22 protein-coding genes and 1 pseudogene are annotated in these 24,555 nt (G+C 66.8%); 9 read left to right on the forward strand and 14 right to left on the reverse strand.

The window, feature by feature from the left end; all coding sequences use genetic code 11:
• Positions 1–232: 232 nt before the first annotated feature.
• Positions 233–409, reverse strand: coding sequence for a hypothetical protein (locus QOZ99_RS18840; RefSeq protein ID WP_306891540.1), 177 nt, complete (start codon positions 407–409; stop codon positions 233–235).
• A 592-nt stretch (positions 410–1,001) separates the two neighbouring features.
• On the opposite strand from QOZ99_RS18840, the pseudogene QOZ99_RS18845 reads away from it, so the two are divergent.
• Positions 1,002–2,088, forward strand: a pseudogene (locus tag QOZ99_RS18845) (DDE-type integrase/transposase/recombinase).
• Here QOZ99_RS18845 and QOZ99_RS18850 read toward each other — a convergent pair.
• The 3 genes from QOZ99_RS18850 to QOZ99_RS18860 all read right to left on the reverse strand — a co-directional run bounded on the left by QOZ99_RS18850 (position 2,085) and on the right by QOZ99_RS18860 (position 5,471).
• The gene (locus QOZ99_RS18850; protein WP_306891541.1) at positions 2,085–3,149 is read right to left on the reverse strand and encodes a threonine aldolase family protein; all 1,065 of its coding nucleotides are present in this window, start codon (positions 3,147–3,149) and stop codon (positions 2,085–2,087) included. The pseudogene QOZ99_RS18845 and the gene QOZ99_RS18850 sit on opposite strands and share 4 nt — an antisense overlap.
• Positions 3,150–3,204: 55 nt before the next feature.
• On the reverse strand, positions 3,205–3,726 hold the full coding sequence (locus tag QOZ99_RS18855) for a GNAT family N-acetyltransferase (RefSeq protein WP_183191728.1): 522 nt from the start codon (positions 3,724–3,726) through the stop codon (positions 3,205–3,207).
• Between the two features lie 143 nt (positions 3,727–3,869).
• Positions 3,870–5,471 (reverse strand): ABC transporter substrate-binding protein, encoded by a 1,602-nt coding sequence (locus QOZ99_RS18860; RefSeq protein ID WP_306891542.1) that lies wholly within the window; start codon positions 5,469–5,471, stop codon positions 3,870–3,872.
• 166 nt (positions 5,472–5,637) lie between these two features.
• Here QOZ99_RS18860 and QOZ99_RS18865 point away from each other — a divergent pair, with 166 nt between their 5' ends.
• From QOZ99_RS18865 to QOZ99_RS18880, 4 genes are read left to right on the forward strand one after another with little or no spacing between them, the layout of a single operon-like run.
• Positions 5,638–6,720, forward strand: a complete 1,083-nt coding sequence (locus tag QOZ99_RS18865; RefSeq protein WP_370876892.1) for an ABC transporter permease — start codon at positions 5,638–5,640, stop codon at positions 6,718–6,720.
• 10 nt (positions 6,721–6,730) lie between these two features.
• Positions 6,731–7,636 carry an ABC transporter permease gene (locus QOZ99_RS18870; protein ID WP_306891543.1) on the forward strand — a complete coding sequence of 302 codons (906 nt, stop codon included), beginning with the start codon at positions 6,731–6,733 and terminating at the stop codon, positions 7,634–7,636.
• Positions 7,633–8,469, forward strand: a complete 837-nt coding sequence (locus tag QOZ99_RS18875; protein ID WP_306891544.1) for an ABC transporter ATP-binding protein — start codon at positions 7,633–7,635, stop codon at positions 8,467–8,469. Before QOZ99_RS18870 ends, QOZ99_RS18875 begins: the two co-directional genes overlap by 4 nt.
• Positions 8,466–9,206 carry an ABC transporter ATP-binding protein gene (locus QOZ99_RS18880; protein ID WP_306891545.1) on the forward strand — a complete coding sequence of 247 codons (741 nt, stop codon included), beginning with the start codon at positions 8,466–8,468 and terminating at the stop codon, positions 9,204–9,206. The genes QOZ99_RS18875 and QOZ99_RS18880 overlap by 4 nt, the downstream gene beginning before the upstream one ends.
• Positions 9,207–9,229: 23 nt before the next feature.
• Here QOZ99_RS18880 and QOZ99_RS18885 read toward each other — a convergent pair whose 3' ends face one another.
• From QOZ99_RS18885 to QOZ99_RS18895, 3 genes are all read right to left on the reverse strand, one after another.
• On the reverse strand, positions 9,230–9,799 hold the full coding sequence (locus QOZ99_RS18885; protein ID WP_306891546.1) for a helix-turn-helix domain-containing protein: 570 nt from the start codon (positions 9,797–9,799) through the stop codon (positions 9,230–9,232).
• Between the two features lie 161 nt (positions 9,800–9,960).
• Positions 9,961–11,367 (reverse strand): amidase, encoded by a 1,407-nt coding sequence (locus QOZ99_RS18890; protein WP_306891547.1) that lies wholly within the window; start codon positions 11,365–11,367, stop codon positions 9,961–9,963.
• The gene (locus QOZ99_RS18895) at positions 11,357–11,587 is read right to left on the reverse strand and encodes a hypothetical protein (protein ID WP_183191715.1); all 231 of its coding nucleotides are present in this window, start codon (positions 11,585–11,587) and stop codon (positions 11,357–11,359) included. The genes QOZ99_RS18890 and QOZ99_RS18895 overlap by 11 nt, the downstream gene beginning before the upstream one ends.
• 272 nt (positions 11,588–11,859) lie before the next feature.
• Here QOZ99_RS18895 and QOZ99_RS18900 point away from each other — a divergent pair, with 272 nt between their 5' ends.
• The 4 genes from QOZ99_RS18900 to QOZ99_RS18915 all read left to right on the forward strand — a co-directional run bounded on the left by QOZ99_RS18900 (position 11,860) and on the right by QOZ99_RS18915 (position 17,029).
• A complete protein-coding gene (locus tag QOZ99_RS18900; protein ID WP_306891548.1) occupies positions 11,860–13,383 on the forward strand; it encodes a M81 family metallopeptidase in 1,524 nt (507 codons plus the stop codon).
• On the forward strand, positions 13,380–14,729 hold the full coding sequence (locus QOZ99_RS18905) for an aspartate aminotransferase family protein (RefSeq protein ID WP_306891549.1): 1,350 nt from the start codon (positions 13,380–13,382) through the stop codon (positions 14,727–14,729). The genes QOZ99_RS18900 and QOZ99_RS18905 overlap by 4 nt, the downstream gene beginning before the upstream one ends.
• A gap of 16 nt (positions 14,730–14,745) precedes the next feature.
• On the forward strand, positions 14,746–15,546 hold the full coding sequence (locus QOZ99_RS18910) for an SDR family NAD(P)-dependent oxidoreductase (RefSeq protein WP_306891550.1): 801 nt from the start codon (positions 14,746–14,748) through the stop codon (positions 15,544–15,546).
• A 124-nt stretch (positions 15,547–15,670) separates the two neighbouring features.
• Positions 15,671–17,029, forward strand: a complete 1,359-nt coding sequence (locus QOZ99_RS18915) for a hypothetical protein (protein ID WP_306891551.1) — start codon at positions 15,671–15,673, stop codon at positions 17,027–17,029.
• A 311-nt stretch (positions 17,030–17,340) separates the two neighbouring features.
• Here the strand turns inward: QOZ99_RS18915 and QOZ99_RS18920 are convergent, their stop codons facing one another.
• From QOZ99_RS18920 to QOZ99_RS18950, 7 genes are all read right to left on the reverse strand, one after another.
• Positions 17,341–18,708 (reverse strand): amidase, encoded by a 1,368-nt coding sequence (locus QOZ99_RS18920; protein WP_306891552.1) that lies wholly within the window; start codon positions 18,706–18,708, stop codon positions 17,341–17,343.
• A gap of 33 nt (positions 18,709–18,741) precedes the next feature.
• Complete coding sequence (locus tag QOZ99_RS18925; RefSeq protein WP_306891553.1) at positions 18,742–19,239, reverse strand: RidA family protein; 498 nt, start codon at positions 19,237–19,239, stop codon at positions 18,742–18,744.
• Positions 19,240–19,285: 46 nt separating this feature from the next.
• Positions 19,286–20,896, reverse strand: coding sequence for a gamma-glutamyltransferase family protein (locus tag QOZ99_RS18930; protein ID WP_503128560.1), 1,611 nt, complete (start codon positions 20,894–20,896; stop codon positions 19,286–19,288).
• A gap of 121 nt (positions 20,897–21,017) precedes the next feature.
• Positions 21,018–21,749: an ABC transporter ATP-binding protein gene (locus QOZ99_RS18935; protein ID WP_183191816.1), complete on the reverse strand. Its 732-nt coding sequence runs from the start codon at positions 21,747–21,749 to the stop codon at positions 21,018–21,020.
• A 31-nt stretch (positions 21,750–21,780) separates the two neighbouring features.
• The gene (locus QOZ99_RS18940; RefSeq protein WP_183191704.1) at positions 21,781–22,608 is read right to left on the reverse strand and encodes an ABC transporter ATP-binding protein; all 828 of its coding nucleotides are present in this window, start codon (positions 22,606–22,608) and stop codon (positions 21,781–21,783) included.
• Between the two features lie 11 nt (positions 22,609–22,619).
• Positions 22,620–23,525 carry a nickel transporter permease gene (nikC, locus tag QOZ99_RS18945; RefSeq protein ID WP_183191703.1) on the reverse strand — a complete coding sequence of 302 codons (906 nt, stop codon included), beginning with the start codon at positions 23,523–23,525 and terminating at the stop codon, positions 22,620–22,622.
• On the reverse strand, positions 23,522–24,547 hold the full coding sequence (locus tag QOZ99_RS18950; RefSeq protein ID WP_183191701.1) for an ABC transporter permease: 1,026 nt from the start codon (positions 24,545–24,547) through the stop codon (positions 23,522–23,524). Before QOZ99_RS18950 ends, nikC begins: the two co-directional genes overlap by 4 nt.
• Positions 24,548–24,555: the final 8 nt, after the last annotated feature.

The following is a 24,555-nucleotide window of genomic DNA, read 5'->3' on the forward strand; positions in this document are numbered from 1 at the left end:
AAGCGCCAGATGTACGGTCGCGGCAAACTCGACCTGCTGGAGGCTCGCCTCGTCGCGCCGGCATAGCACCACACCACCAAATCTGCGTCAGAGCCAAACTTGCACGCCGAAACACACACCGGCCGCATACGAGCCTTGGCGGCCTCACCCCAAACGAGTTTGCAACCCGGTCCAAAACGGACCACAGCGAGAACAGAGTCCAGTTATGAACGAGGGCAAATAGGGGGCAACGTCACCGCCCACCCGAGAACGGATCGTACTCAAAAAGCACGGTTACATCGTCGCCGTCGAGCTCGTCGGCCGGCAGGACGCCGTAGGCGCCGTCGACCTCGAACAGGGAGACCGGGACCATCAGGGTGCGGGAGAGCTGCAAGGCGGCGTTCTGGGCGAGGGAAAGGTCGTTCGACATGATGAAGGCTCCATCGGGGAGCGGGGCAATTCCCGCTCGATGGCTCCCCCAAATGGGCCGGGGCCGGTCGCGATCACCGCGTAGGCGAAGCCGCAGCGGCGGCACGCTTTGCGTAGCCGACCCCGCCAGCGGGTTGATCGACGGAGATCCGGAACCGGACCAGGAGACATCGCAGAAGAACGGGATTGGGCTGCTTCCCGTTGGTCGCTGCCGTCTCCAGAACGAGACGTCTCGCCGGGGGCGCCGCTGCCGCGCCTTCCCTGATGGTCCCTGTCGCGCCGTCTTCCGGCGCGACGCCGCCTACGTCCTGCCGCTTCGCAGCAGCCTTCGTCAACGATCACCTGTACGGTTACGAAATTCATCTCCGCGCGCGGCGATATCCGCGCCACCTCCGCCGCGACCTTGGACCAGTGCACGAACTCGCCGCCGAGGCCCTCAGCCCGCGCCCGTGCCGCCAGACGCTGTGCCTGATAGTAGGCGCCGCGCTCATTCTCCCGTACCAGACGCCGAGCGTCGGCCTGCCAACGCTGGCGAATTGTTTGATCCCGGCATTTGATGGTGCAGTCTTTTTGTTGAGTTGGAAGGATGCGCTATGGGCCAGGTTCACCACGGGAGCGCCACGACGACAGCGGCGGTCCGTCGGGCGATACAACATAGTCAAGAGAGCCTGAGGGCTCTGGCGAAGCGCTACGGGAGTGAGGCGGGCAAGAAAACGATCCGGTGAATCGTTTTCCCGCCGAACCAGAAGACGGTCGCGAAGTGGAAGGGGCGGGCCTCTGTCGCCGATCTGCCGACCGGCCCAAGAGAGCCAAAGTCGACGGTCCTTTTGGCGGAGGAGGAGGCCATCATCGTCGTCTTCCGGCGCCATACGCTGCTGCCGCTCGATGACTGCCTCTATGCCCTGCAGGCGACAATCCGGCATCTGACGCGCTCGTCGCTGCACCGATGCCTGCAACGGCATGGCATCAGCCGGCTGCCCGAGATCGAGGGCGACAAGGAGCCGAAGAAAAGGTTCAAGTCCTACCCGATCCCCTGCCCGACAGGCGATGCGCAGCATCGCCGATAGCGGGCTTCTTCCACATCGACATCGCTGAGGTCCAGACGGCTGAAGGCAAGCTCTATCTGTTTGTCGCCATTGATCGGACAAAAAAATTCGCCTTCGTGCAGTTGGTGGAGAGTGCAAACAGGGAGACGGCCTCGGCCTTCCTGGTCGCCCTGATCGCGGCTGTTCCCTACAGGGCTCACACGATCCTGACCGATAGCGGCATCCAGTTCCGCTTTGCCCCGCGCTACGCCAACGGCCCGACCGCCCGTTACATCACCCACATGTTCGCGATGCGCTGCCGTGAGAATGGCATCGAGCACCGGTTCACCAAGATCAATCATCCCTGCAGTGAGGAGGATCAGGAAATGGTCCGGTGGACCATTTCCCCGACGAACGGGCAGGTGGAGCGGATGAACCGGACCATCAAGGACGCCACCGTCAAACGCTACCACTACGATAACCACGCACAGCTCGGCAGGCACCTCCATGACTTCGTAAATGCCTATAATTTCGGCCGCCGTCTAAAGACCATAAAAGGCCTGACGCCCTACGAGTTCATCTGCAAATGCTGGACTTCAGATCCTCACCATTCATCCTCGATCCAATCCATCAAATGCCGGGACTGAACACCTAGGCGACGAGGACATCCTGGAAGGCGGCGATGGCCCGCTCGATCGCGTCGGTGTCGACATGAAGGTGAGTGACGGCGCGCCCCAGATAGCGGTCCATGGCTGTTATGGACACACCATGCATCGCCAGACGATCGCGCAGTTCAAAGGACGTGATGCCTGTTGCGAGGGTATCGAACAGCACGATGTTGGTCTGCGGCGGGGTGATGCGCAATCCCGGCAGCGACGAGAGCCCCTCGGCCAGCCGGGTCGCGTGGCGATGATCCTCGGCGAGGCGATCGACATTGTGGTCGAGGGCGAAGAGGCAGGCGGCGGCATACATGCCCACCTGTCGCATGGCGCCGCCCAGCCGCTGCTTCCAGCGCCAGGCGCGATCGATGAAATCGGGCGATCCGGCCAGCACGGCGCCGAAAGGGGCGCCAAGCCCCTTGGAAAAACACAGCGACACGCTGTCGACCTGTGATGCCATATCCCGCGCGCCGACGCCGCTGGCCACCACGGCGTTCATCAGCCGGGCGCCGTCCATGTAGGTGGCCATGCCATGGCCGCGCGCCTCGTCGGCCGCCGCGCGCAGGCGGTCGAGCGCCCAGACCGATCCCCCGCCCAGATGCGCGGTCTGCTCGACGACGAGCAGGCGCGGTTCCGGCGCGTAGCGGCTGGCCGCCCGCAGCGCGGCCCGGATGTCGTCCGGGCCGAATTGCCCGGCCTCACCGGCCAGGCCGGTCACCAAGCCACCCCCCAGCGCCGCGGCGGCTCCCGCTTCATGGGCGATGATGTGGGAGTCCTTGTGGGCGAGGATGGCGTCGCCGGGCCGGGCGTGCACCAGCATGGCGATCTGGTTGCACATCGTGCCGCTCGGCAGGAACATGGCGCTCGGCTTTCCCAGCAGGGCCGCGACACGGGCACACAGCGCGTTCACCGTCGGGTCGAGGCCGGCCTGCTCGTCACCGAGTTCCGCCTCGAACATGGCACGCTTCATCGCCGGGGAGGGCAGGGTGAGCGTGTCGGAATAGAGCTTCACCGTGGCGGTTGCGTGCCCGGCCGCCGGCTGAGGCGTGTACATCATCTAGGCTCGTTCCCGTTTCCGTTCGCTTGGCACGGCGCGGCGCGTGGGCGCATGGCTAGGCGAGCTGCAGCATTTGCGCCCCGGCCGGATGGAAGCGGGCCATGTGGGTGGTGCTGGCGAAGCGGCCTCGGGTGAACAGGTCGAAGCGGGATTCGCGCTCCCGGGTGAAGCCGAAGCGCTCATAGAGGGCGATGGCGCGCGCGTTGTCGGAAGCGACGCCCAGTTCCAGCCGCAACAGGTTCAGCCAGTTGTCGGCCATGTTGAGCATCTCCGTCATCAGGGCGCTGCCGATCCCACGACCGTGGACGTCGGGGTGCACGCACAGGCCGAACGTGCCGACATGCTTGCGGCGGGGCGCGCGGTTCAGCAGCATGCCGAGATGGCCGACGACGCGGCCCTCGAGCACGGCAACCAGCTCCACATTCTCCGGATCACGGGTCTTGTAGAAATCCTGCCAGAAGCGCGTGTCGCGATGCGGCAGCTGGGTCGTGTAGGCGACCACGTCCTCGAACGCATAGATCGCGGCGAGGTCGGCGGCGTCCTCGGGGCGCGCGGTGCGGATAGTTGGCCCGCTCATGGCAATGTCTCCGAAAAAGGGGGGGATCGGATGGGGCGCGCGCGCACGGAGCCGAACCACAGGGCGACCCTCGGCCCGCCGCGACGTCCGTTGCGGCGCGCCTGCTGCCCGGAGAATGTTGCCGGGCAGCAGGACGGCTCGGCTTACTTCTTGTCGACCAGCCGGTAGAAGACGAAGTCCGACAGGGCACCGTTCACGTAGCCGGTGACTTTCGGGTTCATGGCGATCTGGCTCTCCGCCTGGAACATGACCACGATGGGCGAGCGCGCCTGAACCTTGGCCTGGAGATCGACATACAGAGCGTTGCGCCGGGCCGGGTCGGGCTCGGCCAGCGCGGCCTTGGTTTCCGCGTTCAGCTCCGGCGGCACCTTCCAGGCGTTCCGCCACGTCGTGGTCGACTGGTAGTGGTCGTCGGCGTTGTTGTCGTTGAAGGCGAAGGCCTGGGCGTTGGAGTGCGGGTCCATGAAGTCGGGACCCCAGTAGAGCAGCATCGCCTGATGCGCGCGGGCGCGGTACTTGGTGATCACCTGGCTGCCGGTGCCGGGAAGGATGTCGAACTCGATACCCGCCTTGGCGAAGGAAGCCTGAAGCGACTGCGCGATGTCGGTGAAGGGCGAGGAGTTGATCACGTCGAGTGTGACCTTGATCGGCGTCTTGATGCCGGCCTCCGCGAGGATCTTCTTGGCCTTCTCCACATCGTAATGGTACGGCGTCGCCTCCAGCGCTCCGGGAAAGCCCTTCGGGTTGAAGCTCTGATAGACCTGCATCTGACCCTTCAGAAAGGTCGACGTCATGCCCTCGTAGTCGACGAGATAGCGTGCGGCCTCCCATACGGCCGGCGGGGTCAGCGCCGCGGTCTTCTGGTTGAAGGACAGGAAGTGTACCGATGCCTGCGGATAGGCGACAACCTTGGCGCTGGCGCCGAGCCCGGCGATCTGATCGGGGGTCAGGTTCTTCGCCATGTCCACATCACCCGACTTCAGCAGCAATTGCTGGGTCGCGGCTTCGGCGACATGACGGATGAGCACCTGCTTCATGATCGGCGCGCCGCGGAAATAGGCCGGGTTGGCGTCGAGCACGAGGATGTCGCCGGGGCGATAGGTCCTCAGCTTGAAGGCCCCGGTACCGGCCGAGTTGGCATTGAGCCAGCCATTGCCGAAATCTCCATTCACCTCATGCTGCTGCACGGTCTTGGCGTCGATGATGGAACCCGGGCGGGCCGCCAGCGCATTCAGGGCGAAGCCGGAGGAGAAGTCGCCGGTGTAGCGCACGACCACCTTGTCGGGGCCGTCGGCTGTCACCATCGCGTCGATGGTCTCAGGGGTCCAGCCGAGCTGGGTGAGGATGAAGGATGGCACCTTGTTGAGCGCGACGACGCGCTTGAACGAATAAAGGACATCCTCGGGACGCAGCGGATTGCCGGAATGGAAGGTGACGCCCTTGCGCAGCGTGAAGGTGATCGTCTTCGCCGCCTCGTCGATCGTCCAATCGGAGGCCAGGGCGCCGACCAGCTTGCTGGTGTCTTCCGCATCATACTGGATGAGACGGTCATAGACCTGCGCCACATACTCGCCCGAGGAGTACTCGAACGACTGTGCCGGGTCGATGGCGACGATGTCGTCGATGTTCTGGGCGACAACCAGCACACTTGGCGGCGTCGCTGCCAGCGCCACTGACAGACCGGTCGGCAAGCTGGCCGGAAGGGCCATCGCCCCGGCAATGAGAAGGGCTCGTAAGAGGCTCATATTGTTCCCTTTTTTACTGGAAGTTATGTCGTGTGACAGCGGAGCCATACCGCTCGGGTCACTAAAATTTTTTAAATCCTACAAAAAAATATGTATGATACAAGATGTTTTTTCAGTAACAGAACGTCGTCCCATGCGCCGCGTCCTGAGAGAGGAATCTGTCCGCTTGAGCCAGGATCCACAGACCGAACCTCCCCACGCCCCGCGTCGGTCCCCGGCGGCGCTCCGGCGCGGCGCCCGCGCCGCCGCGATCGATCTCGGCAGCGTTCTCGTTGCTCTCGCGCTGACATTTCTGGGGCTTCTGGCCATTACCTTCGTGATCGGCCGCGTGGTGCCGATCGATCCGGTCGTGGCCGTCGTCGGCGATCGCGCGCCCCTGGCCGTCTATGAGAAGGCACGTGCCGAGATGGGGCTGGACCGCCCGCTGCTCGTCCAGTTCGCCGCTTATGTCGGCCATGTCGCGCGCGGCGACCTCGGCCTGTCGGTATCGACCGGCAATACCGTGGCAGCCGACCTGCGGCGGGTGTTCCCGGCAACTCTCGAGGTGGCGACGCTGGGAATCCTCATCGGTGTCCTGCTCGGCGTGCCGATGGGCGTTCTGGCTGCCAGCCGGCAAGGGTCACTGACGGACCAGCTCATCCGCGTGGTCGGCCTGCTCGGCTATGCCGTGCCGGCCTTCTGGCTGGGCCTGGTGGGCCTCGCCGTCTTCTATGCCCATTACCGCTGGGTCAGCGGGCCCGGGCGCATCGATGTCTATTTCGACGGCGCGGTGGAGCCGAGGACCGGCCTGCTGCTGATCGACAGCCTGCTTGCCGGCGACATCGAGGTATTTGGCAACGCGCTTTCCCACATCCTGCTTCCCGCGGCGGTGCTCGGTTTCTTCAGCCTCGCCTATATCGGCCGCATGACGCGCTCCTTCATGCTGGATCAGCTCAGCCAGGAGTTCATCACCACCGCCCGCGTGAAGGGGGTGCCGGAATGGCGGGTGATCTGGCGCCACGCGTTCAAGCCGATCCGGGTGCCGCTGATCACCGTGGTCGGCCTCTCCTATGCCGGCCTGCTGGAAGGCTCGGTGATGATCGAAACCATCTTCGCGTGGCCGGGCATCGGCAACTACCTCACCACCGCTCTTCTCAACGCTGACATGAACGCCGTCCTCGGGTCGACGCTGGTGGTCGGAGCGATCTTCATCGGCATCAACAAGATGTCCGACCTGCTCTACCGCCTCCTCGATCCCCGCGCACGCTAGGAGAACCGTCTTGGCCACCCTGCTTCACTGGCTCCTCGACGAAACGCCGACGTCCCGGCTGCAGGCGCGGCTGGGCCGCCATGCCCGCGTCGCGCTCGCCCTCACGCGCAATCCGCTCGCCGTCATCGGTCTCATCATCGTCGCGCTGCTGCTGGTCTCGGCCTTGGCCGCGCCGCTGATCGCGACCTATGATCCGGTCGCGCAGGATCTCGCGCGGCGGCTGCTGCCGCCGAGTGCCGCGCACTGGATGGGCACGGACGAGCTCGGCCGGGACATCTGGTCGCGTACCGTGTTCGGTTCGCGGATCACACTGACGATCGTGCTGCTGGTGGCGATCATCGCCGCGCCGCTCGGCCTCGTGGTCGGCGCGGTCGCCGGCTATTTCGGCGGCTGGTGCGACCGCATCCTGATGGGCGTCACCGACATCTTCCTGTCCATGCCCAAGCTGATCCTGGCGCTGGCCTTCGTGGCCGCGCTCGGTCCAGGCATCCAGAACGCCATCATCGCGATCGCCATCGCCACATGGCCGAGCTATGCCCGGATCGCCCGCGCGGAGACACTGACCATCCGCCATAGCGAGTTCATTTCGGCGATCCGATTGCAGGGAGCCTCCGCGACGCGCGTGATCCTGCGCCACATCCTGCCGCTCTGCGCGTCGTCGATGATCATCCGCGTCACGCTCGACATGGCCGGCATCATCCTCACTGCCGCCGGCCTCGGCTTCATCGGCCTCGGCGCCCAGCCGCCCCTGCCGGAATGGGGCGCCATGATCTCGCGCGGCCGCAACTTCATCCTCGACCAGTGGTGGGTCTCGACCATGCCCGGCCTCGCGATCGTCACCGTCGGGCTCGGCTTCTGCTTTCTCGGCGACGGCCTGCGTGACGTGCTGGATCCCAAACAGGCAGGCAAGCCATGACCGCCCCGCTCCTCGATATCGAGAACCTGCGCGTCACCTTTCCCACCTCGACGGGGCCCGTCGATGTGGTGCGCGGCCTGTCCTTCGCGCTCGGGCGCGAGCGGCTGGGCATTGTCGGCGAAAGCGGCTCGGGCAAGTCGATGACAGGCCGTGCCATCCTCAGGCTGGTGCGCCCGCCGGGGCGGGTGACGGCCGACCGGCTGCACTTCGATGGCATCGACCTGCTGGCCCAGAGCCCACGCCGCATGCGGCTGATCCGGGGTGCCCGCATCTCCATGGTGATGCAGGACCCGAAATTCTCCCTCAATCCTGTGATGACCATCGGCGCTCAGATCGCGGAGGCGGTGCTCACCCATGAGCGCGTGTCGCGCGTCGATCTGCATTCCCGCGTGGTCGCCATGCTCGAGGCGGTGCGCATCGACGACCCCGACCGCGTCGCCGCGCTCTATCCCCACGAGGTATCGGGAGGCATGGGCCAGCGGGTGATGATCGCGATGATGCTGATCCCGCAGCCCGATGTCCTCATCGCCGACGAGCCGACCTCGGCGCTGGACGGCTCGGTGCAGGCCCAGGTGCTCGACATCATCAACGAGCAGATCACCAGCAAGGGCATGGGGCTGATCCTCATCAGCCATGACCTCAACATGGTCGCGAGCTACTGTGAGCGTATTCTCGTCATGTACCGGGGCGAGGTGGTGGAAGAATGCCGGGCCGACGCGCTCGCCGACGCGCGCCACCCCTACACGCGCGGCCTTCTGGCCGCCATGCCGCACATCGATGAAACCCGCGACGAGTTGCCCGTGCTCGATCGCCGCGCATGGACCACGCCATGACCGCCATCTCCCTGCGCAATCTCGATATCTTCTACGGCGCGACGAAGGTCGTGCACGACCTCACGCTTGATATCGCCGAGGGCGAGAGCGTCGCGCTGGTGGGCGAGAGCGGCTCCGGCAAGTCCACGGTGCTGAAGGCGATCACCGGGCTGGCGACGAACTGGACTGGCGCCATCGCCGTCGAGGGGGTGCCGCGCAGCCACCGGATCGACCGCCGCTGTGCGCGGCAATGCCAGCTGGTGTTCCAGGATCCCTACGCTTCGCTGCATCCGCGCAAGACCGTGGACGACGCGCTCTCGGAACCCCTGGCGATCCACGGCATCCCCGATGACGGGCGGCGCGTCGAGACGACGATGGCGGCGGTCGGGCTCGACGCGCGCCTGCGCTTCCGCTTTCCCCATCAGCTCTCCGGCGGCCAGCGCCAGCGCGTGGCGATCGCCCGCGCGCTCATGCCGGAGCCGCGCATCCTGCTTCTGGACGAGCCGACCTCGGCGCTCGATGTTTCGGTGCAGGCGGAAATTCTCAACCTGCTGAAACGGCTGCGCCGCGAACAGGGCCTCACCTATCTGATGGTGACGCACAACCTGCCCGTGGTGTCCTTCCTCTGCGACCGGCTCGCGGTGATGCAGAAAGGCCGGATCGTCGAGATCGCCGAGGTCACGCGCTTCAAGACGGGCGAGCTCGCCAGTCCCTACGCCCGCGAGCTTTACGCTGCCGGGGCCTCACGCGGCTGCTGAGGGACGTCCGGCAGGCCACTCGCTCAATCGGCGGCGGCGGGAAGGTCGCCGAACAGCGAGACCGTGCCGACCCAGATGATCCTGGCGGGGACGCGTCCCTTGTTCATATAGGAATGGGGGCTGTCGCCGCGGAAATGGCAGGTGTCGCCCGGCCGCAGCAGCACGGATGTATCGTCAACGACCTGCAGCAATTCGCCCTTGAGGATGTAGATCCACTCCTCGCCGATATTGGTGATGGTCTTGGATCTGTAACCGGCGGGGATGTGCATGATCACCGCGTTGAGCATCTGCCCCGAGAACACGGTGGACATGCGCTCATAGCGGACCGGCGAATCGTGGATCGCGAATTCGGGACGGCTCCCCTCCCGCGTCACCGAATCGGGCGGTAGGCCGATCTGCAGGAACGAGGAGGTCGACAGGCCGAGCGCCTTGGCAATGCCGCCCAGCGTGCCCAGTGATGGCGTGGACTTGCCGCGCTCCACCAGCGAGAGGAACGCCGGCGAGATGGCGGCGACCTGGCACAGTTCCACCATGGTCATGTCGCGCTTCTGGCGTTCGCGGCGGATGAGCGCGCCGAGATTGGACACCAGCATCCCGCTGGTCGGCGAGGGGGCGGGCCCTCCTTCCGGCGCTACCGGTTGCCCCGCCTTTGCCTGTCTTGCCACGATTGCCCCTTGCCGAGATGTCCTGTTCGGTCCGGACCATACCGGTCGCCGTCGGTTGGCTCAAATAATTTGAGAAACGTGACGGAATTTCACACCGCGGTGAGCGCGGGGAGCGGGATTTCCTTCCAGCCGCTCGCCGCCTCCAGGACCGCGGCAATCCGCAGCAGCGTCGCCTCGGAGAAACGCGGGCCAATGAGCTGGACGCCGATCGGCAGCCCGCGCCCATCCCTGCCGGTCGGCACATGAAGGGCGGGATGGCCGGTGAGATTGAAGGGAAGAGCGGGAATCTGGAACGGTACCGCCAGCATGTTGTCGCCGCCGTCGAGCGGCGGGGCGCCATGGATGGCGCTCGCGGTCAGGATCGCGTCGACGCCGTCGAAGATGGTGTCGAGAGCCTCGGTCAGGCGGCGCCGCACCCGGAAGGCCTGGACGAGGTCGGCGCCCGTGACGGCCGCGCCCAGCAGCAGACGCTCGGCGGTCTTTGCCGCATAGAGCGGAAGATGCGCCTGAAGGTCCGACTGATGCACGCAATAGGCCTCGGCCAGCATGATGGCCATGCCGCTCGCATAGAATGCGTCATAGTCCGGCAGCGCGACGCGGCTCACCACGGCGCCGCCGCGCGCCAGCGCATTGGTCGCCTGGGCGAGACTGGCGGCGACGGCCGGATCGAACCGCGGCTCAAGCCCCATATGCCCCGGTGGCACGCCGATGCGCAGCCCCGCGACTCCCGCCCGCAGCGGTGCGGCGTAGTCGGCGGCCGGCACATCGGCGCTGGCCGGGTCGTGCGGGTCGAAGCCGGCGAGAACCTGCAGCGCCAGCGCCGCGTCCTCGACACTGCGGGTGATCGGCCCGCAATGGTCCATCGAATGGGACAGCGGGAAGACGCCCCGCCGGCTCACCCGGCCATAGGTGGGCTTCAGCCCGACGGCGCCGCAATAGGCCGCCGGCTGGCGGATCGAGCCGCCGGTGTCCGTCGCGAGGGCGATCCGGACGAAACCCGCGCTCACCGCGACGCCGGCGCCCGAGGAGGAGCCGCCGGTGGCATGGCCGGGGTGCCACGGGTTGCGGCTTGGCGGGTTCGGGGAATCCGGCCCCATGCCGCCGGTGGCGAATTCCTGCAGTTGCAGCTTGCCGAGCAGGACCGCGCCGCCATCGCTCATGCGCGCCACGGCGGCGCTGTCCTCCCGGGCGATATGGTTTGAGCGCAACCTGGAATTGCAGCCAGTCGGCATGCCGGCGCTGTCGAACAGATCCTTCACCGCATATGGAATTCCCTGCAACGGGCCGCGATCCACGCCGCCGGCGAAGTCCCGGTCGGCCGCGCGCGCCTCGCGCAGCGCCCGTTCGCCGCAGACCCGCACGAAGGCCGCCAACGTGCCGTCATGGGCTGCGATGCGCGCGAGCTGGTGGCGCGCCAGTTGCTCCGCCGTGAAGCGCCGCGCGCGCAGGCCGCTGCCCAGTTCGGCGATGGACAGTGCGTGCAGCTCAGAGGTCACGGCGCACCGGGCGCAGGGGAGAACCGAGATAGAGCGGCGGCAGCTCCGGCGGACAGGGGGCATGAAGCAATGCGAGCTGCCGCCGCAAGGCGGCGAAGCTCGCTTGGAGATCCGCCATCATCAGGTCCGGCACGGTGAGGCCGGCCCGGAGGAACAGCTGCGCCAGCTCGTCGCCAGGGACGGCCGGCTCGCCGATGGGGACCGGGTGCGCGGTGGGCATGGCGGACAGTTCTCCTGTGCTCTATCGGCATGCGGCGCCGCCCCGGTGGTCCCGGCGGATGCGGCCGCCCGGCGCGGGGGTGTCTGAGCGCCCACGCGTGAGATCTGGCGAAGGGTTGCGGCACCCGTCCGGCGTGTCATAGCGGGAGAGACGTTACGCAAACAACTGAAAAAAATTTAGTTTGATGAAAAATATTCATTGACTTCAGGCAGAGCGATCGCGATGACTGGGCGGCGTCGATGGCGCTTTTCCACGTCCCGGGCACACCAGATATGCACGCTCCCCGCATCCTTGTCGGCGGCCTGTTCCTCGAGGCGCACAGCTTCACGCCTCGCCACACGGCGCTTGCCGATTTCGTCGTCACGCGCGGTCCCGCCCTCATCGAGAGACTGGAAACCTCCGATACCGCCCTTGCCGGCGGCTCGCGGCGGCTGCGGGCCGGCGGCGCCCATATCCTGCCCGGCCTTTCGGCCGTCGCGCCACCGGGCGGGCTTGCCGTGCATGAGGACTATCTCGCGCTCCGGACCCAGTTGCTCGATGCGGTGGCTGCGACCCGGCCGGACGCCATCTTCCTCGACCTGCACGGCGCGATGGCCACGACCGAGATCGAGGATGCGGAGGGAGATCTGGTGCAGGCCCTGCGACGGCTCGTCGGACCTCGCGTCCCCATCGCCGTCGCGCTCGACATGCACGCCTCGATGACTCGGGCCATGCTGGACGCCACGCCGCTCTGGGTGGGCTATAAGAAAAACCCGCATGTCGACTGTTCGGAAACCGGCGAACGGGCGGCCCAGTTGCTGCTCGACACGCTGTCCGGCGCCCTGAAACCGGTGGCATGCGCGATCTGGCTGCCCGCTCTTCTGCTGGGTCAGCTCGCCACCGAACGCGGCCCGCTGGCGGAATTGCACGCGATGCGCCGTGCGCTGGAGCGGTCCGAGCACCTTGCGGACATGTCCTTTTACAACACCTACGCCTTTCTCGATGCCGCCGAAGCCGGGCAGTGCATCACCGCCGTCGCGTGCGACGACAGGGCTCCGGCGGCGCAGGCGGCCGTCGAGGCCCTGGCGCGCGCGGTGTGGGCGCGTCGCGACCGTTTCGGGGTGGACCGTCCCGCGCTGGAACCGGTGATCGCCGGGCTGGTGCCGCAGGCCGGCCGGCCGGTCATCCTCGGCGATCATGGAGATCGCGTCCTCGGCGGCGGCATCGGCGACGGCACCCATATCATCGCCACGGCGCGGGCGTGCCGGCCGGACCTTCGTATTCTGGCGCCCGTCACCGATCCCGACGCGGTCCATGCGGCGCGGAAGGCGGGTGTCGGCGCCGATCTGGACCTGATGCTGGGCGGTGCGCTGACGCCGGGGGAAATGCCGGTGGCCGGGCGCTGGCGGGTCAAGGCGCTGGGGGAGGGTCGTTTCGTGCAGGCCGGCCCGTTCCTGGCCGGCGAGCCGGCCGACATGGGGCCGACCGCGGTGCTGCAGTGCGGCCGGCTGACCGTTCTGGCGACCAGCCGGCCGGGTCTCAGCCAGGATCCGCAGGCCTTTCTAAGTCACGGCGAGGACCCGGCGGCCTATGACGTGGTTGTCTGCAAGTCCGGCTTTCATTTCGAACCGGCCTTCCGCTCCTTTGGTCCGTGCGTGTCGGTCGACACGCCGGGCATGACCAATTACGTGCCCGGATATTTCCCGTTCCGCAAGCGGCCCCGCTATTGGCCGGAAGATCCGGCCGCCGTTCCCGATTTCGCGGCACGCCTCTTCCCCAGCCGAATTGCGTCCGCAGAGACAAGGAGCCTGTCGTGAGCCGTCACGATACCGCGCAGTCGCTTCGTGCCTTCCAGCGCGGCCAGCGCGTGTTTCCGGATGGGACCGCGCGCGTGACCATCGAGAAGGATCCCTGCCCCGTCTATATCGAACGTGGAGAGGGCGCTTGGGTCGAGGATCTCGATGGACGGCGCTTCCTCGATCTGCACGGCAATTTCACCTCGCTGATCAACGGCCACGCCTTCCCGCCCGTCGTCGAGGCGGTGACGCGACAACTCCGCAAGGGGAGTTGCTTCGCTAATCCGACGGAGAGCGAACTCGCTCTGGCGGAGCTGCTATGCGCTCGCATTGCGGGCATGGATCGGCTGCGCTTTGTGAATACCGGCACCGAAGCCGTCATGTTCGCCGTGAAGGCGGCCCGGGCCATCACCGGCCGCAGCGGTATCGCCAAGATCGAAGGGGCCTATCACGGCGCGTATGACTGGATCGAGGTGAGCCAGACCAGCGGACCAGCGAACTGGGGGAGCGATGCACAACCCGCCAGCGTGCCCTATTATCGCGGCATGCCCGACAGCGTCGTGAACGAGGTGGTTACCTTGCGAATAAACGATGCGCCGGCGGCGAAGCGGCTGATCGAGCGTCACGCCGCGCACCTTGCCGCCATTGTCATCGATCCGATGCCGAGCCGACTGGGTCTCATCGGGGCCACGCCGGATTTCCTCACCGTCATGCAGGCCGCCGCGCGGCGCAACGGCATCCTGATCATCGCCGACGAGGTATTGAACTTTCGCCAGGGCTATAGCGGGTTATCGGCGCAGCTGGGCCTGAAGCCCGATCTCTGGGCGCTCGGCAAGATCATCGGCGGCGGCTTCCCGATCGGCGCCATCGGCGGACGGGCCGACGTCATGGAAGTGTTCGCGCGGCGCGGCGGTCCCGCGCTCGTGCCGCAGGGCGGCACCTTCTCGGCAAATCCGATATCGATGACGGCCGGCCACGCCAACATGCAGGCCCTGACGCCGTCCGCCTTCGCGCGCCTGGAGGCAATGGGCGACCGGCTGAGGGACGCGTTGCGGATCGCGATCGCGGCGAGCGGCCTGCCCTTCTCCATCACCGGCGCCGCCTCGCTGCTGCGGGTACACGCCAAGGGCGCGGCACCCACCGACTATCGCCAGTCGGTCGAGACGCCGGCACAGCGCGGCGCCATCCAACGCCTCGTCGCGCACTTCGCCGCGGGGGGGCTTCTGATGCAAACGAGCGGCATGATGTGCCTGTCCACACCGATGCAAGACGCGGATATCGAGCTGATTTCCGGGACCTTTGAAACCTATCTGCACGAGGAACTCCGGCACGGCGGCGCGTGCGCCCGTGCCGCAGTCGGCGAATGAGGCGCCAAGACCCGCCATGGATTTGCTGCTGAAAGACAAGGTGGTCGTCGTGACCGGTTCGAGCGCCGGCATCGGCCTGGCGACGGCCTGCGAATTCGCCCGCGAAGGGGCGCATGTGGTGCTGGTCGGCCGCACGCAGGAGAGACTGCGCGCCGCCGCGCACCGTCTTCCGGAGACGGCAGCCTCGGTTCTGTCGGTGGCCTGCGACGTGACGGATCCGGACGATGCGGCGCGGCTGATCGGCACGGTGGTCGAACGCCATGACGCGATCGACGTGCTCGTCAACAATGTTGGCGGTGCGGTCGGTGGTCGCCTGATCGAAAACAGCACCGACGACCACTGGCGCCGCACCTTCGAGATGAACGTGGTCCAGACCGTCCGCCTGATGCGCCTCGCCGTGCCGCATATGCGGCACCGCGCGGCCGCCATCGTCAACATCGCGTCGATTTCCGGCTGGGTACCGCAACTTGCCAGCAGCGGCCAGTACGGCGGATCAAAGGCCGCACTGATCTTCGACACCGAACGCTGGGCTCTCGAATTCCAGAAACATGGCGTTCGGGTGAACACGGTCGCGCCCGGCGCCATTCTTGAGGAAGGAAGCGGATGGGCGACCTATCGCGATGCCCATCGCGAGGCATTCGACGCTTATGTCGAAGAGGCGTTCCCCATGGGGCGTCTCGGCGCGCCGCAGGAGGTGGCCGATGTCGTGGTGTTTCTGGCCTCGGCGCGCGCCAACTGGGTGAACGGGCGCATGGTGGCGGTGGACGGACTTGAACAGCCGGTGCGGGCGGCTCGCCACTGGGGCGGAGAGCATTAGCGCAAGCCTCGATCCGTAGGAGACCGGCCCATGCGAGCACCACGCCGCCGAGCCTGAGCGCCTGGGTGGGTCCTTTTTCCAGCGAGAAGTGCGTGCCCTTATGAATATGAGAGTGCTGTCGGGCATGTGTCTGCTCGTGGCCGCCGTAGCCGCGTGCGTGGCGACCGCCGCGCCTTCGCGTCTCTGGCCCTTGGCCTCCATCGGCTTGATCGGCGCCTACATCCTGTTGACCTTCGGGGGAACGGCGGTCTCGGCCCGGGGCATGCTGGCCGCAGCCATGCTCGTAACAGGGCTGTACATCCTGTCCGGCGGCTCGATGGACGCTTTCGTGCTGATGGCACGACAGGCCGTCTATCTGCCGGCGCTCATCACCGTTCTCGTGCCGCTGCGCATCGTCGCGAGGGACAGCGAGATGGTGAGGGAGGCGGGGCGTTTCATCGTCGACCAGCCGCCGAACCGGCGCTATGGGCTCCTTGCCATCGGCGGGCAGGTTTTCGGCGTTCTTCTGAACATCGGCGGCTTGATGCTCCTTCTCGATGTCGCGCTGCGCGGCCCGATCTCCCGGCGCGGCGAAGGCCCCGCGGCCGAGACGCAGGTCCGCGGCATCACCACCGCCGTTCTGCGAGGCTTCTGCGCCAATCTCTTCTGGTCGCCTGTCGGGCTGGGCCTCAATCTCATGCTGACATTGACCCCGGGCCTGACATGGTTCGACTTTGCGCCCTACGGCCTGGCGGCGACGCTCATTTTCCTAGCCATCGGCTGGCTGTTCGATCGTGCCGCGGACCGGCCGCCGCCGCGCCCTTCTCGCACGTTCGGGGGCGGCGGCGCCGGGGATCTGGCGGGGTTGCTGTGCATTCTGGCGGGTATCATCGGGGCGGCGGCCTTGCTGCAGTGCGTGACCGGCATGCCTCTCCGGGGCACAATTCTGGTGGTCATTCCCCTGGTCGCCGCCGGCTGGCATCTCACGGCCCACGGGCCAGTGGGCGAGAGATCGGCGCGCCGCTCCCTGCAGGGCTTGGGCGGGCTGACATTCCAGGCCTTGCCCTCTGCGGTAAACGAGATCGCGATCATCGCTTCGGCGGGCTATCTCGGCCTCATGATCGGCGCGATGGTGCCGGAGCAGGCGGTTCGCGGGTTCGTGCTCCTCCTTGGCTTGGAGGGCGCGTTGCTTGCCTGCAGCATTTCGCTGTTGATCTTGCTGACTTCGTTGCTGGGGCTGAATCCGATCATAAGCTCCACGATCATCGTCAAAGCGACGGTTTCTGCGGGTCTGGTGATCCCGGAGCCGATGCTTATCCTCTCTGCTCTCATCGGTTGGGGGCTCGGTCTGTTGGTCTCGCCCGCCACGTCGACGCTCTCCATCGCTTGCTCGGCAACCGGCCAGCCCCCTTTCACGGTGGGGCTGCGCTGGAACGGTTTCTTCTGCCTGAGCGTATTGATGGTCGCCGCGATCGGCTTTCTGACACTGTCGCGGTGGCAATGATGCATCGTGCCTTGAAGAGCGAGCAAACGGCATCGAAGGTCCAGGCAGCAAGCCGTGGTGCACCCTCGATTACGGCCCAGGGATCCGCTCTCGGTTACGCACGCATCATGATTTTCCCGCGCACTATGGCGCGAGCTTGATTCCTTCCGCCATCGCATTTGTCGGGCGATTGGGTGTCCGCTCGATTGAAACCATAAGACCGACAGCCTCCACACTCATCTCGTCATCGGCTGTTGGCTCACTTCGATGGTGAGTTGCTCGAGACGGCGAAGGGCCGATGAGTCGATCCAGCTCATCTATGTGCGCTCTCACTATTTCTGGCGGTCGCTCAGGGTGTCTTCCATGAATGCGGCGGCGCGCAGCAACTGGCGGTCGGAAAGGCGCCGGCCCGCGATCTGCAGACCTACCGGCAAATCGTTCCGGCCGCGACCCGCGGGTAGGGAAAGTGCCGGGCAGAAGGCGTGATTGAAGAACGGCGTGAAAACCGCATGCCCGCGATCGCCAACTCTTACTCTGTCAATCTCGCGGGGAGCGAAGTGCTCATGCGGCCAGGCAACGCACGGCGTTGTCGGGCCGATCAGCAAATCATACCCGCGTGCAAAGAAGCGTGCCGCCGCGCCGGCGATTGCCTGGCTCAGCCCATAGGCGCGGGCGAGAGCGAGACCATCGAGAGCCAGACCGCGCTCGATCTGGGCGGCAATGGCGGGCGAGAAGCGGGTCGGATCGACACGCCAGGCATCGCCCCATCCGGCCGCAAGGCCTGCCTGCTGGATCGGCGCGATGCCGGCTTCGCTCGCGCCCTCCGGCCACAGCGGATCGGATTGCTCGATCGACAGGCCGGCGGCGCGCAGCTTTTCCACGGCGGCCTCGATGGCGGTGGCGACATCGGGATCGACCGGCACGTCGAGCCCGAAGCGCGGGCTGTAGGCAATGCGCAAGGCGCGCACTGGGCGCCCATCGTCCGCGGGCAGATCTACCGAGCCGGGATCCTCCGGGTGCGAACCGGCAAGCACGTTGAAGAACAGAGTGACGTCGTCGACACGCGCCGCCATCGGCGCCAGCACCTCGGTCGGCGAGAGGATGCGAGGCGTCGCGATGGCGCCGGTCGACGGCTTGAAGCCCACGACACCGCAATGGGCCGCGGGGCGCCGCCCGGAACCGGCCCCGTCGCTGCCCAGCGCCAGAGGTACGAAGCCCGCCCCCAGCGCCGCGGCGGCGCCCCCCGAGGAGCCGCCCGGGGTCAGGCGGGGGTCCTGCGGATGCCGGGTGGTGCCGTAGACGAGGTTCGAGGTATGCCCCGTGCAGCCGAACTCGGACATGTTGGTCGAGCCGACGAAGATCGCGCCGGCGGCGCGCAAGCGCTCGATGGCGACATCGTCGTGCTCCGGCACGAAGTCGCGGAACATCAACGAGCCCAGTGTGACCCGCTTGCCGGCGATGCGGATATGATCCTTGGTCGCCACCGGCACTCCGGCAAGCGGTGGACGTTCGCCGGCGGCAAGCCGCCGCGCGAGCTCGGCAAGCTGGGGCTCGACCTCCGCCGGATCGAAATCGACGATGGCGTTGAGCGCTTCATTGCCGGCGGCGATGGCCGTGAGCGCATGCTCGACGGCCTCGCGCGGATCGCGGGTTCCATCGTTGACGGAGCGGACGATCTCGATGGCACTCCAGGGAAACATATCCATCTCCGGCCAAGAGCAACTGGCAAACCGCTAGGACGCCGGGCTGTCGATCTCGACGATCAGCGACGTCTCGAAACAGTAATTGTCCGACAGCGAGGGAGCACCATAGGTCGCCCGCGCGCCGAGGCCGATCTCCGAGCCGAACACCTCGTCGAAAAGGTCGCTCAGGCCGTTGGTGATCTTGTAGTGCTCGTAGAAATCCGGCGTGCAGGCAACGAAATTGATCGAGCTGACAATGGCGGTGACGCGGTCGAGGTCGCCGATCGCGCGCTTGATGGTGGAGAGGCAGTTGATGCCGGTCTGCCGGGCGGCGCGATAGCCTTCCTCGATGGTCACGTCATGGCCGAGCCGGCCGGGATAGCGCACCTCGCCATTCTCCATGCCGGCGGAATGGCCTCCCAGATGCAGCACCCGCCCCGTGATGATGAAGGGCTTCATCTTGCCGTAACGCTTGCCGTACTGCCCGGGTCCGGCCATCGGAACCGTGAGGGTGATGCCGAGTTCGTCGAGACGCTGTTCGATCTTCATGGCTGGAACCTGCTGGTTGAACGTGTCGAAGGACGATGGGCCGGGCCTACAGGCCGAGTGCGCAACCGTCCTTGCGCGGATCGGAGGCGGCGGCGAGGATCCCGCTCGCGGGATCGCGCCAGATGAGCTGGCCGCCACCGATCATCGCCGGTGACCACTGGGCATCGTGGCCGCGCGACCGCAGGGCGTCGATCAAGCCGGGGTCGGTCCGCCGCTCGACATTGAGCACGCCGCGATAGGCGAAGCTGCGGGGTCTATCGAGCGCCTGCTGCGGATCGAGGCCCAGATCGAGGATGTTCGACAGCAATTCGGCATGGCCGGCGGCCTGGTATGGGCCGCCCATGACGCCGAAGGGCGCGACGCACGCGCCGTCCTTCATCACCATGCCGGGAATGAGCGTATGGAGCGGCCGCTTGCCGCCGGCGATCGCATTCGGGTGGCCGGGCTCAAGGCGAAACTGGGCGCCCCGGTTGTGGAACAGAACCCCCGAACGTGGCGCCATGATCCGGCTGCCGAACGAGTGGAACAGCGAGTTGATGAAGGAAATCGCGTTGCCGTCCTCGTCGATCACGCAGGCATAGACAGTGTCGCGCTGCATGACCTCCGGCCACACGACAGGCTCCGCCGCGTGACTCATGTCGATCCGTGTCCGGGCGAAGTCGGCCCATTGCGGCGACAGCAGCTCCCGGACGGGAGTGGAGGCGAAATCAGGATCGCCGAACAGGTGATCGCGGTGGTGATAGGCAAGCTTGGCAAGTTCGGCCAGAACGTGAATCCGGTCGGCCTCGCTCAGGCCGGGGTCGGCGAGATCCATCCGGTCCAGCACGTTCAGCATCATGAGCGCCGCGAGACCCTGGCCGCTCGGCGGCAGCTCGAGCACGTCGTAGCCCCGGTAGCGTGTCGAAATCGGCGCGACGTAGTCGGCCCGGGCCTCCGCGAAATCCTGCAGCGTGTGCAGCCCGCCATGGTCCCGCAGGCAGGCGACCATGTCGGCGGCGACCTCCCCCGTGTAGAAACCGTCATGGCCTTCGCGGGCGATGGTCTCCAGCGTCGCGGCCAGCCGAGGCTGGCGGTGGAGGCTGCCGGCCGGGATGGGGCGGCCCTCGGGCAGGAACACCGACGCCGCTACCGGGTGATCGGCCAGCAGCGGGGCCTCCGTCGACCAGTCGAGGCCCACGATGGGCTGCACCACATAGCCGTCGCGGGCGCAGCGGATCGCCGGCTCCAGCACGGTTTCCAGCGACAGGCGACCATGGTCCGCAAGGAGCTTGCACCAGCCGGCCACGGCCCCCGGAACGGTCACCGAATGCGGCGAGTCGAGCGCCAGTTCCGCGACGCCATGCTGGGCGAACCAGCCCGTGCTGGCCGCCGCCGGGGCACGGCCGGCGCCGCTGAGACCGATTGGCGCGCGCGCGTTGCGCGGCATGCAGAGGGCGAAGCAGTCGCCGCCGATGCCGGTCTGGTGGGGCTCCACCACGCACTGCACCGCGATGGCCGCGATGGCCGCGTCCACGGCGTTGCCGCCCCGGCGGAGCATGTCGATGGCGGTCAGGCTCGCCAGCGGATGCGATGTCGCCGCCGCGGCCCTTGCCGAATACACGATCGAGCGCGTGCGCCCGGCGCCGTCGAGCGGCTTCCGATCCCGATTGTCACTCACGCCAAATCCATCCTCAACCTGCTGCACGCCACCATCCTGCGTCTGGTGGGCAATGCCGAATGTCCCGTGTCGTCCGGCGTGCCCGCCGTCCCGCGCCGGCGGCCGGGACGATGGCTGCCGCTCAGCCCAGTTCCGCGCTCAGTTCGCGCAGGCGCGTCGTCTGCGGATTACGGGTGCGGCCGGCCCGCAAGTCCTCGGCGGAGAGGATTTCCACCATCTCGCCATTGCTCATCACGCCGACCCATGGGCACAGATGCGCCACCACCGCGAGATTGTGGCTGACCATCAGATAGGTGAGCTTTCGCTCCTCGCGCAGATCCGCCAGCAGGTTGAGGATCTCCGCCTGGACAGACACGTCCAGCGCGCTGGTAGGTTCGTCGAGCAGCAGCACCGAGGGTTCGGAAATCAGCGCGCGGGCGATCGCCACACGCTGGCGCTGGCCGCCGGAAAGCTGGTGCGGGTAGCGAAAGCGCGCCGCCGCCGGCAGCGCGACATCGGCAAGCACCTGCCGGATCCGCCGGTCGATATCGCCAATCCCCTGCACGAGCAGCGGCTCGCTCAATGCGCGATCCACGGTCTGGCGCGGATGCAGCGACCCGTAGGGGTCCTGGAACACCATCTGCACGCGGCGGAAGAAATCCGGCGGCTTGCCCCGCCCCAGCGGCATGCCGGCGATTTCGAGATACCCGTCCCAGAGATCGTTGAGGCCGGCCAGCGCGCGCATCACCGTCGACTTGCCCGAACCGCTCTCGCCGACAATGCCGAAGCTGCTGCCCTCCGGCACGCGAAAGCTGACGCCGCGCACCGCGTCGTGCGAGCCGAAGCGGACCCGCAGGTCATCGACGATGATCATGTCGCGGCGGGTATGGCTCATGTCGGCCACCTCATGTCAGCCACGCGGGATCGCGCGCCATCACGGGCAGGCGCGGCCGCGGGTGGGTCAGGCTGGGCATGCAGTCCAGCAGCGCCCTTGTATAGGGATGGCGCGCCTGGCCGAGTTCGCCCGCCGCCAGTTCCTCCACCACGCGGCCGGCATACATGACCGCGACGCGATCGCAGAAATGCCCGACCAGCGGCAGATCGTGGCTGATCAGCATCAGCCCCATATTGCGCCGGGAGACGAGGTCTTCCATCAGCTTGAGGATTTCCGCCTGCACGGAGGCATCCAGCGCGGAGGTCGGCTCGTCGGCGATCAGCAGTTCCGGGTCCGGCGCCAGCATCATGGCGATCATCACGCGCTGGCCCATGCCGCCGGAGAGCTCGTGCGGGTAGGAATCGGCGACGCGCCGGGGATCGCGGATCTGCACCTGCGCCAGCAGGTCGATCGCCGCTTCCTTCGCCTGCCGCCGCGAGCCCTTTCGCCGGTTGCGCCAGGCCTCGGCGATCTGGTCGCCGGCGGTCATGATCGGATTGAGCGAGTATTTGGGGTCCTGCAGGATGAGGCCGGCGCGACGGCCGCGGATCATCCCCATCTGCTTCTCGCTCGCCGAGAGCACGTCGATGCCATCGAAGCGCAGCGTGTCCGCCCGCGTGACCGCCGCCGGTGGCAGCAGGCGCAGCAGCGCCCGCGCGGTGAGGGACTTGCCGCTGCCGCTTTCGCCGACAATGCCCAGCTTCTCCGTGCCGAGCGTCATCGATACGTCGCGGACCGCCGCGTGCATGCCATGCGGCGTCGGGAAGGAAATGTTGAGACCGGAAATTTCCACCAGCATCCGGGTCTCCCTCACCCCTGCCTGGGGTCGAGCACGTCGCGCAGCCCGTCGCCCAAGAGGTTGAAGGCCAGCGAGGCGACGAGAATGGCGATTCCGGGGATCAGCGGAACCCACCACTGGTCGAGGAGGAACCGCCGGGCGGTGGCGATCATGGTTCCCCATTCCGGCGAGGGTGGCTGCGCGCCCATGCCCAGGAAGCCGAGGCTCGCGGCGAAGATGATGATGGCGCTCATGTCCAGCGTGACGCGCACGATGAGCGAACCAAGGCACAGCGGCATGATATGGCGCAGGATGATCCGCCCCGAAGACGCTCCGGTCATGCGCACGGCGGCGATGTAATCCGCATCGCGGATCGTCATGGTCTCGGCGCGCGCCAGCCGGGCATAGGGTGGCCAGGTGGTCAGGGCGATGGCGATCACGGCGCTGGTCATGCCGGGCTGGATCGCGGCCACGAAGGCCAGGGCGAGGATCAGCCGGGGAAAGGCCAGGAATACATCCGTCACACGCATCAGGATGACGTCGGCAGCGCCGCGATAATAGCCGGCGACGCAGCCGACCGCGAGGCCGATCGGCGCCACCAGGACGACCACCGCCAGCACCATGCCGAGCGTGACGCGCGCGCCATAGAGCAGCCGGGAATAGACGTCGCGCCCCAGTTCGTCGGTTCCGAGCCAGTGCTGTGTCGAGGGGGGCAACAGCCTCTGGCCGAGATTCTGCGTCACGGGATCATGCGTGGCGAGCAGCGGGGCGAGGATCGCACACGCCAGCAGCGCGATCACCGTGGCGAGGCCGTAGAGGGCCGGCTTGTTCGCGCGAAAATCACACCAGAGGCGATAGCGGCGCCCCCACGCCGCCTGCGCGCGCGATTGCGGACTGTCGCTCAGCAGCCATGCCCTGTCGAAGAGTCTACCGATCATACGCGTGGGTCCAGCACTCGATAGGCGACGTCGGCGAGCAGGTTCAGCACCATGTAGACGAAGCCGACCAGCAGCGTTGCGCCAATCACCGCATTCATGTCCGCGTTGAGCAGGGACACCGTCAGGTACTGGCCAATTCCCGGCCAGCTGAAGATCATCTCGGTGACCACGGCGCCTTCCAGCAATCCGGCATAGGTCAGCGCGAGCACGGTCGCGAGGCGCACCGCAATGTTGCCGAAGGCGTGACGCCAGATGACCCGCGCCGGAGACAGTCCCTTTGCCCGCGCCGTGATGACATATTCCCCGGCGAGCGCGTCGATCATGAAGGCGCGGGTCATGCGCGAGATATAGGCCATCGAGAAATAGGCCAGCACCGCCGCCGGGAGCATCAGATGGGAGAGGGCATCCCAGAACACATCCGCATCGCCGGCGATCAGTGCATCGACCGTCAGGAAGCCGGTGACGGTGGGGGTCATTCCCACATAGGCAACACCGACGCGGCCCGTTCCGGGCGCCCAGCCCAGCCATGCATAGAAAACCAGCAACGAGATCAGCCCCAGCACCGGGATCGGGATGGAATGGCCGACGATGGAGAAAACCCGGACAAACTGGTCGAGCCGAGAATTGCGGCGCACCGCCGAGAGCACACCGAGCGGAATGCCGATGAGGGTAGCGAAGATCATCGCGGTGGTGCCGAGCTCCACCGTCGCCGGAAAATACAGCTTGATGTCGTCGACGACGAGGTTGGACGTCATCACCGAACGTCCCAGATCGCCACGGAAAAGGTGAGTCAGGTAGATCCAGAACTGGACGGGAAGCGGCTTGTCCAGCCCGAGCTCGATCCGCATGCGCTCCACCAGTTCCGGGCGGGCATGATCGCCGAGAATGGTCAGCACCGGATCGATCGGGATCACGCGGCCGATGAAGAACGTCACCAGCACAAGGCCGAACAGGGTGATCGCCAGGCTGGAGACGGTTGCCCCCAGCCTGGCCAGTGTCCGCGCGGGCGAATGCCGCTGCATGGCGCTCC

It is taken from the genome of Ancylobacter amanitiformis (genome assembly GCF_030814815.1).
In the GTDB taxonomy this organism is placed as follows: Bacteria; Pseudomonadota; Alphaproteobacteria; order Rhizobiales; family Xanthobacteraceae; genus Ancylobacter; species Ancylobacter amanitiformis.